At 65.3% G+C, this 11,558-nt stretch carries 12 protein-coding genes; 9 read left to right on the top strand and 3 right to left on the bottom strand.

What is annotated here, in order from left to right; translation table 11 throughout:
- The first annotated feature begins 151 nt into the window (after positions 1–151).
- Together thiM and CH268_RS25235 are read left to right on the top strand one after the other, a co-directional pair.
- A complete protein-coding gene (thiM, locus tag CH268_RS25240; protein ID WP_094666221.1) occupies positions 152–955 on the top strand; it encodes a hydroxyethylthiazole kinase in 804 nt (267 codons plus the stop codon).
- A gap of 182 nt (positions 956–1,137) precedes the next feature.
- Positions 1,138–1,764 (top strand): LppP/LprE family lipoprotein, encoded by a 627-nt coding sequence (locus tag CH268_RS25235; protein WP_094666220.1) that lies wholly within the window; start codon positions 1,138–1,140, stop codon positions 1,762–1,764.
- On the opposite strand, the gene CH268_RS25230 is transcribed toward CH268_RS25235, so the two are convergent.
- Positions 1,761–2,399 (bottom strand): MBL fold metallo-hydrolase, encoded by a 639-nt coding sequence (locus tag CH268_RS25230; protein ID WP_032367483.1) that lies wholly within the window; start codon positions 2,397–2,399, stop codon positions 1,761–1,763. The genes CH268_RS25235 and CH268_RS25230 overlap by 4 nt on opposite strands.
- 100 nt (positions 2,400–2,499) lie before the next feature.
- Between CH268_RS25230 and purS the strand changes: the two genes are divergently transcribed.
- The 4 genes from purS to CH268_RS28020 all read left to right on the top strand — a co-directional run bounded on the left by purS (position 2,500) and on the right by CH268_RS28020 (position 4,145).
- Positions 2,500–2,736 (top strand): phosphoribosylformylglycinamidine synthase subunit PurS, encoded by a 237-nt coding sequence (gene purS, locus CH268_RS25225; protein ID WP_032371340.1) that lies wholly within the window; start codon positions 2,500–2,502, stop codon positions 2,734–2,736.
- Positions 2,733–3,410 carry a phosphoribosylformylglycinamidine synthase subunit PurQ gene (gene purQ / locus CH268_RS25220; protein ID WP_027495839.1) on the top strand — a complete coding sequence of 226 codons (678 nt, stop codon included), beginning with the start codon at positions 2,733–2,735 and terminating at the stop codon, positions 3,408–3,410. Before purS ends, purQ begins: the two co-directional genes overlap by 4 nt.
- A 34-nt stretch (positions 3,411–3,444) precedes the next feature.
- Positions 3,445–3,795, top strand: a complete 351-nt coding sequence (locus tag CH268_RS25215) for a VOC family protein (protein WP_032367485.1) — start codon at positions 3,445–3,447, stop codon at positions 3,793–3,795.
- A gap of 188 nt (positions 3,796–3,983) precedes the next feature.
- A complete protein-coding gene (locus CH268_RS28020; protein ID WP_176458050.1) occupies positions 3,984–4,145 on the top strand; it encodes a hypothetical protein in 162 nt (53 codons plus the stop codon).
- Positions 4,146–4,170: 25 nt separating this feature from the next.
- Here CH268_RS28020 and CH268_RS25210 read toward each other — a convergent pair whose 3' ends face one another.
- The gene (locus tag CH268_RS25210) at positions 4,171–4,998 is read right to left on the bottom strand and encodes a hypothetical protein (RefSeq protein ID WP_176458049.1); all 828 of its coding nucleotides are present in this window, start codon (positions 4,996–4,998) and stop codon (positions 4,171–4,173) included.
- Between the two features lie 118 nt (positions 4,999–5,116).
- Here CH268_RS25210 and CH268_RS25205 point away from each other — a divergent pair, with 118 nt between their 5' ends.
- Positions 5,117–6,424 (top strand): M18 family aminopeptidase, encoded by a 1,308-nt coding sequence (locus CH268_RS25205; protein WP_094666219.1) that lies wholly within the window; start codon positions 5,117–5,119, stop codon positions 6,422–6,424.
- Between the two features lie 163 nt (positions 6,425–6,587).
- Here the strand turns inward: CH268_RS25205 and CH268_RS25200 are convergent, their stop codons facing one another.
- Positions 6,588–7,352 (bottom strand): nucleoside phosphorylase, encoded by a 765-nt coding sequence (locus tag CH268_RS25200; protein WP_228139152.1) that lies wholly within the window; start codon positions 7,350–7,352, stop codon positions 6,588–6,590.
- Between the two features lie 103 nt (positions 7,353–7,455).
- On the opposite strand from CH268_RS25200, the gene purL reads away from it, so the two are divergent.
- Positions 7,456–9,747, top strand: coding sequence for a phosphoribosylformylglycinamidine synthase subunit PurL (gene purL, locus CH268_RS25195; RefSeq protein WP_032367486.1), 2,292 nt, complete (start codon positions 7,456–7,458; stop codon positions 9,745–9,747).
- A 131-nt stretch (positions 9,748–9,878) separates the two neighbouring features.
- A complete protein-coding gene (locus CH268_RS25190) occupies positions 9,879–11,555 on the top strand; it encodes an alpha/beta hydrolase (protein WP_230595216.1) in 1,677 nt (558 codons plus the stop codon).
- Positions 11,556–11,558: the final 3 nt, after the last annotated feature.

Here is an 11,558-nt window from a genome sequence, read left to right as displayed (position 1 = left end):
AATCGTCCCCGCCCCCGGCTTGCTCTGTACCTCCAATTGGGATCAATGTGGCTTTCAGTCACTCAGATTGCAAGAAAGGCGCATTGATCCGAAGGGGGTGGGGTGGTCCATTGACGCGAACGGGGTGGGAGCGGTCGTAGACTCGACAGCGATGAATGCCTCGAGTGTGACCCTGGACGACATCGTTGCCGCGCATCGACTGCTGCGTGATCGCAATCCGCTGGTGCAGTGTCTGACCAATACGGTGTCGGTGCAATTCGTCGCCAACGCCCTGCTCGCGGCAGGTGCGGCTCCGGCGATGGTCGACAATCCGGAGGAAGCGGCCGGCTTCGCCGAGATCGCCGACGCGGTGCTGGTCAATCTCGGAACTCCGACGGCCGCGCAGGTGGAAAGTTCTCGTTTGGCATCGGCTGCCGCGCGAACAGCGGGGAAGCCGTGGGTACTCGATCCGGTGGGAGCGGGCGGGCTGCCGTGGCGAACCCAGGTCGCGGTGGAACTACTTGCCAATCGGCCCAACGTGATTCGCGCAAATGCGTCCGAGGTGATGGGGCTCGCGGGCGCCGAGGGTGGTTCGAGAGGCGTGGATTCGTCTGCGCACGTGGCGGATTCCGTCGACGCGGCGCGTTCTCTCCTCGACCGCGCCGAGGTCGTAGCGGCCTCGGGGGAGGTCGACCACATCTTCGCGCAAGGCTCGACGGTGAAGATCGGCGGCGGAAGCGCACTGCTGCAACGAGTTACGGCCACCGGATGCGCATTGGGTGCGCTGACGGCGGCGTACTGTTCCGTTTCTCCGTCTGCGTTGATCGGTGCCGCCGCCGCGCACGCGCACGTGGCGGTCGCGTCGGAGATTGCGGCTCGCTCGACGTCGCGTCCGGGTACCTTCGCTGCTGCATTCTTGGACGGACTCGACGCGGTGGACGAGTCGGCACTGCGGGAATTGGTTCGGCTCGACTGACGAGTGCAACTGGCGCTCCACTCTGTGGCGGCTTCCGCTGAAATACCGCGGAGCGAGCGAACAGTGGAGCAGAAGTTGCCTGCGCCGGCAGGGTTCAGGCCCCTTGATCGAAATGTGATGTAACGGAACGCGTTTGCGAGTGGACATACCTGACGTCGGGCAAATCGAACCAGGTGGTCTTCATGAAACGACTTCTGCTCCTCGCAGTCGGTGCAACAGCTCTCGTCGCGTGCGGCGGATCGGAGCAAGGAACGCCGTCGGCAGCACCGTCCTCGGCCCTTCCGACGACCACAGCGACGAGCTTGGCACCGCTGACACCCGCCCCGGCCACCGTGACCGAGGGAGCGCAGCCGCAGCGAACGCCACCCGAGGAGGCCAGCGACCTGGTCCCGATGGGTCCGCCGGTGACCGGGGCACAATGTCTGAATCTGACGTCGGCTCCGGTGACAGCGGCCGTGGACTCGTTGCCTCCGGTGTTCGCCGATTCACCGTGGGTTGCTACGCGGATCGACGATCCGTGTGCGTCGTTCACCTGGGTCGAAGCCCTGCCGTCCGGGGCAACGGTGAGCTCGCCGACACATCTGCTCTTCTTCCACGACGCCGAGTACCTCGGCACCGCGACGCTGGAGCCGTACGGGTTCACGTCGGTGGCGGCGCAATCCTCCGACACGATCACAGTGAACTACCGCTGGCCACTCGCCGATGACGCCAATGCGAACCCGACCGGCGGACCGGCGACGATCGACTACCAGTGGGACGGAACGCAAGTGACCATGATCGGCACCCTCCCGCCCGAGGTCACCGGCTAGATCGAGACGGACGATTCCTCGGGGAGTTCGCGGATTTCGGCGTCGGACATCTCCTTGAAGCGTCCGTAGTAGATGCCCCTCGCCTGTTCCGCGACGACGGCCTGGTGAATGGGGAACGCCATCCTCGGTGCCACCGCACGGAGGAATTCGACCGTCTCGGACAGCTTCGACCACGGCGCTGCCGCGGGCAATGCCAGTACCTCGACCTGTTGCTCGGGAACGAACAACGAGTCACCCGGATGGAACAGTTGCCCCGGGTTCTCCGGAGTACCGAGCAGATAACCGGTGTTGTCGATCTCCGGCAGTTCCGGATGGATGACGGCGTGCGTGCCGCCGACTCCGGTGACGGTGATGCCGCCCACGGAGAAGTCCTTGCCCGCCGGGGCCGCGATCCATTTTCCTCCGAGCTGGCCTGCCGTCATGGGATCGGCGTGCAGCTCGGCGCGGGGATTGGCGTCGAGAAGCGCGGGAAGTCGCTGCAGATCAACATGATCCGGGTGCTGGTGGGTGACCAGGATGGCGTCGAGTCCGGTGATGCCCTCGAATCCGTGAGAGAACGTGCCGGGATCGAACAGCACCGTGGTGCCGTTGAGTTCGACCAGAACGCAGGAATGTCCGAAGTGTGTCAGCCGCATGCACCCCACAGTAAGCGCGGTTTCACTCCGCTGGCCAGGGCTGCGTAGACTCCCACCTGCCGGTAACTGTCTTGCTGTACGTATTTCAAGGAGCGCTTTCGTGGCCCGAGTCGTAGTCGATGTCATGCCCAAGGCCGAGATTCTCGATCCGCAGGGTCAGGCCATCGCAGGTGCGCTGGGCCGGCTGGGAATCTCCGGTGTGTCCGATGTGCGTCAGGGCAAGCGCTTCGAGCTGGAGATCGACGATTCCGTCGACGACGCCGAACTCGAGAAGATTGCCGAATCGCTGCTCGCCAACACGGTGATCGAGGACTGGAAAGTGACCCGCATCTCATGAGCGCCCGCGTAGGAGTCATCACGTTCCCCGGAACTCTCGACGACGTCGACGCATCCCGCGCCGTGACTCTCGCCGGCGGCGAAGCCGTCAGCCTGTGGCACGCCGACGCCGATCTGAAGAACGTCGACGCCATCGTCGTCCCCGGCGGATTCTCGTACGGCGACTATCTGCGGGCCGGTGCGATCGCCCGCTTCGCTCCCGTGATGGAGTCCGTCGTAAAGGCGGCAGAGGGCGGGATGCCGATCCTGGGTATCTGCAACGGTTTTCAGGTGTTGTGCGAGGTCGGACTGCTTCCCGGAGCGTTGACGCGCAACGAGGGCCTGCATTTCGTGTGCCGCGACCAGTGGTTGAAGGTCGAGAATGCCGGCACGGCATGGTCGTCGCGATACGAGCAGGATGCCGAGATCCTGATTCCGGTCAAGAACGCCGAGGGCCGATTCCAGGCATCGCAGAGCGTGCTCGACGAGCTCGAAGGTGAAGGCCGCGTCGTGTTCCGCTACAGCGGGAGCAACCCCAACGGGTCGCAGCGCGGTATCGCCGGAATCTCGTCGGCAAACGGTCGGATCGTCGGCCTGATGCCCCACCCCGAGCACGCCACCGAGCCGTTGACCGGCCCGAGCGACGACGGGCTCGGCATCTTCTACTCGGCACTGGACGCGATCGTCAACGCCTGATTTTCGTGTCGGTGGGTGGGTCTAATCTTCCGCCATGACACTGACCCTGGGCATGATCACGTTCGATTCCACCGACCCGGGCCCGCTCGCTCGCTGGTGGGCCTCACAGGTCGACGGATCGATCGTCGAGGAGAACGACGGCTGGTTCTACGTCGTCGCACTCGCTTCGGCCCCGTATCGACTGGCCTTCCAGAAGGTCGACGACCCGTCGCCGGGTAAGAATCGCCTCCACCTCGACATGACCGCCGAGAACCTCGACGACGAGGTCTCTCGGCTGGTCGAGTCGGGTGCGACCGAGGTCCAGCAGCACACCATGGGTGACTTTCGCTGGGTGACGCTGAGCGATCCCGACGGCAACGTGTTCTGCGTATCCGGGGCGCACTGAGCTGCAGATGCCCGCCCAATCGTGGGTAACGCTCGTCGTTGGCGTTCTGGCCGTCGTCGGGGTCGCTCTCATCGCCAGCATCGACGCAAGGTGCTGCTGGCCGTTGCGGGCCGGTCTGCACGTCGCGCACTGGCGCAACCGCGCGAAGCCGAGGACACTGACGGCGAGAGCGAGCAGGAGGACCTGCGATGACCACCACCGACGAACGCAACCTCAAAGCACCACGGCCAACGGTCGCCGCTGCCGCTGCCCGCGCATACATCACCATGGCCGAACGCGATCATCAACCCGTACCCGACTGGATTCGCGACGCTGCAGCGGGACGACCGACCACTCCGCCGCCTGAATAGCGGGTCTGTCGGAATGTGTTTGCAGTCAGGCCGCGCGTGCGCGTAGTTCGGTCAAAGCTGAGGTGAAGATACCCGTAGGCCCGTGCGTCACGTCGCAATACTCGCCGTCTCGCCAGAAGAACACCGAGCGCGACAGTGGGCTCGGTGTATCGCGAGAGAACACGTCGGCCAGCTCGGCGAGTGCGGTGGCTGCCGCGACTGCGTCGTCGGCGTCGCGGGGCCGGTGAAAGGCGAATTCGTACGCGTTGGGGACGGCGAAGAGTACGCCGTACAGGCATTCGCCCAGATGCGACGAAATCAACGTGGTCATATCGGCAATCTTCGACGCAAGATAGATCGAATCGCCGTCGAGCACCTCGATGCAGACCCCCTCGGTTTCGAGCAACTGCGCTCCCTCGAACTCGATCGCCGCAGTGTTCTTGCGACCCGCAGCCCACGCAGCGTCGATGTCGCGGCCCTCGAAGTGACTGTCGGACAACGTCAGAGCTCGATTGGGAGACGACAGATTCAACACCCGCCTCGGCGCATCGGGTGTCGCGAGCAGGGGAACCGAGTAACGGTACGAACCCACGGATTCCAATACGCACGGCGCGACGACGCGTTCACGGAGTTTCGAGTAGAACTCGTCGTCGGACAGGCCTGCGATGAACGCCGGAGCGGACTCGCGCATCGCCTCGATCATGACCTGGACATGGCCGCCGATGACGCCGTCCCACGCCGACCGGGGCGCACCCGAGCAGCGGGCGAACACGTTGTCGAGCGGGAAGCGTGCACCCGACTCCGCACCGAGCGTGGTCGCATCCTCACGGTGCACCACCATTCCGCGGGTACGAAATGCTTCGATCGTTTTCATTCGTACGATGGCGAGTGTGGTTGCGTGAGCGACGTGTTGGTTCGGTGTCGGCTCGATCTTCATGTTTCTCCCCCGGTCGGTGTGTGCTCTCGGGGTGTTCGACGCGGCGGCTGACACAATGGTTCCCATGTCGTCCTCTGCCTCTGCTGCCGGTCTCTGCAACTTCGTCGACGTCTCGCCGTCCCCGTTCCATGTGTGTCGGACGGTGTCGGTGCAGCTCGAAGACGCCGGATTCGTGCGTCTGGACGAGACCGATGCCTGGCCGACCGAACCAGGCCGCTACTACTTGATCCGCGGCGGTTCTCTCGTCGCGTGGAGCACCGAGCACATCAATGCGGGTCGTTCCGCAGGCTCCACTCCTGATGGCCCCTTCCGCATCGTCGGCGGGCACACCGACAGCCCCAATCTCCGCGTGAAGCAGCATCCCGATCTCGAATCGGCGGGTTGGCAGATGGTCGGCCTGGAGCCGTACGGCGGTGCCTGGCTGAACTCCTGGCTCGATCGCGACCTGGGTATCTCCGGCCGGCTCAGCGTGCGCGACGGCAACACCGCTCGCGAGGTGCTCGTCAAGGTGGACGAGCCGATCCTCCGCGTTCCGCAGCTGGCGATCCACCTGTCCGAGGACCGCAAAGGCGTCACGCTCGATCCGCAGCGGCACGTCAATGCCATTTGGGGCGTGGGTAACTCGCCACGATCGTTCATCTCCTACGTCGCCGACCGCGAAGGCGTCGATCCCGGTTCGGTGCTGGGCTGGGAACTGATGACACACGACCTGGCGCCCAGCGCGGTGGTGGGCGTCGAATCCGAGTTGGTCAGTGCGCCGCGTCTGGACAACCAGGGCACGTGTTACGCCGGAACGCAGGCTTTGCTTGCGGCAGTGGAGAATCCGACCGACGTCACTCCAGTGCTGGCACTGTTCGACCACGAGGAAGTCGGCAGTATGTCCGACCGCGGCGCGTTCTCGGACCTGCTCAACACCGTGCTCGAACGCATCGTGCTCGGGCGCGGCGGCGGCCGCGAGGAATTCCTGCGCACGATGGCCGGATCCATCTGTGCCTCGGGCGATATGGCGCACGCGACGCATCCGAACTACCCGGATCGTCACGAGCCTGCACATCGCATCGAACTCGGCGGCGGACCGGTACTCAAGGTCAACCAAAACCTGCGCTACGCAACCGATTCCGCCGGTGCCGGTGCCTTCGCGCTGGCCTGCGAGCAAGCCGACGTACCGTTGCAGCGCTACGTCCATCGCGCAGATCTACCGTGCGGATCGACCATCGGACCGATCACCGCGTCGCGCACCGGGTTGTCGACGGTCGACGTCGGCGCAGCGCAACTCGCCATGCACTCGTCCCGAGAGTTGATGGGGGCCGGCGACGTGAAGGCATACGCCGACGCGTTGGCGGCTTTCCTCGCTCCTGCCTGAGCCAGATCGGCGGCGCAAACGCGCGCGCAATTGTCCGGTGCGCGCGGATTCGTGCTCGATTCTGGGGCTGTTTCGCTCGCGTTCGGCAAACGCGCGCGCGTTTGCGAAATCCGGGGGTGAACCAGCGACCCTGAAGCGAACCCGAGACCAGCGACCCGAGGACCTAGAGCGGATCGAGTTGCAGGCAGGCGTCGGCAGCGAGCCAGAACAACTGTTCGCGCACCGTTGTTGCCTTGGTCCAGCCGCGGTGATCCCAGTCGGCGGCCAGGGAGTCTCCCGCGTACAGCAGTTGCGCGAATCGGACTCCACGGAATCGGGCGACTGCGCAGAAGGCCGACGCCTCCATGTCGACCGTTCGGCAGCCTTCCTCGACGCGGCGCGAGACTCGGCCGCGGGTCTCGCGGTAGAGCGCGTCGGTGGTCCAGGAGCGGCCGGTGACGAAGTCGATGCCGGCGTCGGTGAGCACCGACTGGAGTACGGCGACGCCTGCGGGATCGGCGTCGACCACTCGACCGGGTGGCAGGTAGTGGAACGAGGTGCCTTCGTCGCGCAGGGCGCTGTCGACCACCATGACGTGTCCCATGCCCAGGTCGTCGGACAGCGCCCCGGCACCGCCGACAGCAACGAACTGTGTGCAGCCCATGGCGATGGCTTCTTCGAGGAACAGTGCGGCCAGTGGCGCGCCGACGCCGGGATGGAAGACGGCAAGTTTCTGTCCGCCTCGTTCGATCTCGTAGACGGGGTGTTCGCCGTGCTCGGAGCGCATGATCGACACCACTCGGGCGTCGCCTTTCGCGCAGATGCTCTCGATCACCTCGGCGAAGAAACAGACGACGGCTTTCGGCGGTACGTCGACTCCCTTGGCCACCATCGACGGGTCGATGACGCCCGTTTCGTCCAGATCGTCCTCGGTCAGTGCAATGTCCATCAGGTGATGTTCGCACGAGGCCGATACGTCCGATGCCGTACATGTCGGCGGCACCTTATAGACTCTCCCTGGCATTTCGCTCCATCGAAGGGACCTATTCCTCGTGTCCGCTAGCTCTGTACCCACAGACACTGTCTCGAACGCCGTCGCCACCCCCGACGTTGCGCAGCCGTACAAGGAACTCGGACTCAAGGACGACGAATACGTCCGCATCAAGGAAATCCTCGGCCGCCGGCCCACGGACGCCGAATTGGCGATGTACTCCGTCATGTGGAGCGAGCATTGCTCGTACAAGTCCTCGAAGGTGCATCTGAAGTACTTCGGCGAGACCACCACCGACGAGATGCGCAAGCCGATGCTCGCCGGTATCGGCGAGAACGCGGGCGTCGTCGACGTCGGCGACGGCTGGGCCGTCACGTTCAAGGTCGAGAGCCACAATCACCCGTCGTACGTCGAGCCCTACCAGGGTGCGGCGACGGGCGTCGGCGGCATCGTCCGCGACATCATGGCCATGGGCGCTCGCCCGATCGCCGTCATGGACCAGCTGCGATTCGGTGCTGCGGATGCACCCGATACGCGCCGTGTCCTGAGCGGCATCGTCGCAGGCGTCGGTGGGTACGGAAACTCCCTCGGCCTACCGAACATCGGCGGCGAGACGGTGTTCGACGCCTCCTACGCCGGTAATCCTCTGCTCAACGCCCTGTGTGCCGGCGTCATGCGGGTCGAGGACATGCACCTGGCGTTCGCGTCGGGCCTGGGTAACAAGATCATTCTGTTCGGTGCACGAACGGGTCTCGACGGCATCGGCGGTGTGTCCGTGCTCGCGTCGGAGACATTCGACGGCGACGAGACCGGTGGGGGCCGCAAGAAGCTTCCCGCGGTTCAGGTGGGCGATCCGTTCACCGAGAAGGTGCTCATCGAAGCCTGCCTCGAGTTGTACTCGAACAAGCTCGTCGTCGGCATCCAGGACCTCGGTGGTGCCGGGTTGTCCTGCGCCACATCGGAACTCGCGTCCGCCGGCAGTGGTGGCATGCACATCGAGCTCGACAAGGTGCCGATGCGCGCCACCGGCATGACGCCGGCGGAGGTGCTCTCGAGCGAATCCCAGGAGCGCATGTGCGCCGTGGTGACCCCCGAGAACGTCGACGCATTCATGGCCGTCTGCAAGAAGTGGGACGTCCTGGCCACGGTCATCGGTGAGGTCACCGACGGCGAGCACCTCCAGATCACCTGGCACGGCGATACCGTCGTCGATGTACCGCCGAAAACCGTTGCGCACGAAGGCCCGGTGTACAACCGTCCGGTGCAGCGCCCGGACACCCAGGACGCGTTGATCGCGAACAGCACGGCGTCGCTGAAGCGTCCGGAAACCGCGGACGAGCTGAAGGCCACTCTGCTCAAAATGATCGGCTCGCCGCAGCTGTGCAGCCGCCGATTCATCACCGAGCAGTACGACCGCTATGTCCGCGGCAACACCGTGCTGGCCGAGAACGCCGATGCAGGCGTCATCCGCATCGACGAGAAGACCGGTCGCGGAATCGCTTTGGCCACCGACGCGTCGGGCCGCTACACCGCACTCGACCCGTATCAGGGCGCGCAGCTGGCTCTGGCCGAGGCGTTCCGCAACGTCGCGGTCACCGGTGCCACTCCCAAGGCCGTCACCAACTGCCTGAACTTCGGTTCGCCGGAGGACCCGGGTGTCATGTGGCAGTTCCAGCAGGCCGTACGCGGTTTGGCGGACGGGTGTGTCACCCTCGGCATCCCGGTCACCGGCGGCAACGTCAGCTTCTACAACCAGACCGGCGCGGAGCCGATCCTGCCGACCCCCGTGGTCGGAGTGCTGGGCGTCATCGACGACGTCCATCGCCGCATCCCGACGGGGCTCGGCCTCGAGCCCGGCGAGACACTCATCCTGCTGGGGGAGACCCACGACGAGTTCGACGGGTCCATCTGGGCGCAGGTCGAGCACGATCACCTCGGCGGCGTTCCGCCGAAGGTCGATCTCGCTCGGGAGCAGTTGTTGGCAGACATCCTGCTCGCATCCTCCCGCGACGGCCTGGTCTCGGCTGCACACGACCTGTCCGAGGGTGGTCTCGCTCAGGCCGTCGTCGAGGCAGCCTTGGCCGGCGAAACCGGTTGCCGCATCATCGTTCCCGAAGGCGCAGACCCGTTCGTGACCTTGTTCTCCGAATCCTCCGGCCGGGTTCTGGTCGCCGTGCCGCGCACCGAGGAGACCCGGTTCACCGGCATGTGCACCGCACGTGGACTTCCGTGGGCGCGCGTCGGCGTCGTCGACGAGGGCTCGGATTCGATCGAGGTCCAAGGGCAGTTCTCCGTGCCGATGACGGAACTGCGGGAGACGTTCGAGAGCACTCTTCCCAGACTCTTCGGCTGACCGAGGTGGGGGGACAGGTATCGGAGCGTCGAAGGGGGACCGAGCCCACACTCGAGCAGGATCAGCATCATCGGTATCACTTTCCGACGGTGGAGTTCTCGGCTCCGTCGCCGGAGAAGCATCCGTTCGTCATGTGGTCGTGGGGCCTGCTGCGTCTGGACTTCACCGGAATCGCGTTCAGCGCGTTGTTCTTCTGCTGGTCACTGACGCCGTCGCTGCTGCCTCGTGGATGGCTGTTCCAAGGCATCATCGGCGGCATCAACTCGGCTATCGGGTACGCCTTCGGGGTGGCCGTGGGATGGGCGGTGACGCGTTGGTGGCTGTCCTCGCGTTCGTGGTGGCCATTGCCGCGCAAGGTCGAACTCGCAGTCAAGGTGGTCGTACTCGTCGTCGCCGTCGCTGCGTCGATGATCATGCTGGCGGTCTCGGCGCAGTGGCAGCGTGAACTCGCCGCGCTCATGGACGCGGAGGGGACCACCACGACGGGGTACCTCCGCACCGGAGCGTTGAGCATTGCCATTGCCGCACTGCTCATCTCGATCTCGCGGGTGCTACGCGACGTCGTCCGATTGCTCGCCCGTCAGATCAATCGCATCGTCAAGATGCCACGCGAGGTGGCCAACGCACTCGGCGTGATCGTCCTGGTGGTGCTGGTCGTCGCCCTGGTTCAGGGTGTGCTGCTGCGTGCGGTCTCCGAGGTGACCAACTCGGTGTTCAGTCTGCAGAACGACGAAACGCGAGAGGGCACAGAACAACCCGTCGCCGACGAGAGGTCGGGTAGCCCGAACTCGTTGGCACCGTGGGACACACTCGGATTCGAGGGTCGCAACTTCGTCTCCAGCGGCCTGCGAGCCGACGAGATGGAACGGGCCACCGGACGTCCGAGCCTCGAACCCATTCGGGCCTACGCCGGACTGGAAACCGCGGAGACTCAGGACGAACGACTCGACATCGTCGTCGCCGAACTCGAACGCACCGGCGCGTTCCAGCGCAAAGCGCTCATCGTCGTGCCGACCACCGGCACCGGCTGGGTCAACCCCACCGCCGTCGAGGCCGAGGAGCTGATGTTCGACGGCGATGTCGCCACCGTCGCCTCTCAGTACTCGTATCTGCCGAGTTGGATCTCGTTCATCGCCGAGGGCGACAAAGCCGCCCAGGCAGGCAAGGCGCTGATCGACAAAGTGCACGACCGCTGGCTGCAGGAGCCCGAGGCCACCCGCCCCAAGTTCTACGTCTACGGCGAAAGTCTGGGGACGAAGTCCGGTGAAGGCGCGTTCGACGGGTTGGCCGACATCCGCGCCACCACCGACGGCGTCCTGTGGGTGGGTCCGCCGAACGACAACCGCATCTGGAGTCAGTTCGTCAGCAGGCGTGATCCGGGCAGCCCCGAGGTTCGGCCGGTGTACTCCGAGGGCCTGACGGTTCGCTTCGCCGACAATTCGTCGGGCATCCCACCGGAGGATCAGCCCTGGTACGCCCCGCGCATCCTGTACGTCCAGCATGCGTCGGATCCGGTGGTCTGGTGGTCACCCGACCTGCTGTTCGAGCGCCCGGACTGGCTGTCCGAGCCTCCGGGGCCGGACCGACTGCCGAGCATGCGTTGGTTCCCGGTGGTGACCTTCTGGCAGGTGGCAGCGGACCTGACCAACGCCGCGGGCGTCCCCGACGGCCACGGTCACAACTACGGAACCCTCGTGCTCGACGGCTGGGTGGCCGTCGCCGCTCCCGAGGGGTGGACCGACCGCGACACCGAACGAGTGCGCGGCGTCATGGAGCAATTCGCCGGACGTGACGGTCCCGAGAAGTGAGAA

The organism is Rhodococcus sp. 06-1460-1B, from assembly GCF_002258475.1.
Classification (GTDB): domain Bacteria; phylum Actinomycetota; class Actinomycetes; order Mycobacteriales; family Mycobacteriaceae; genus Rhodococcoides; species Rhodococcoides fascians.
This window is presented reverse-complemented; position numbering and strand designations above follow the sequence as displayed.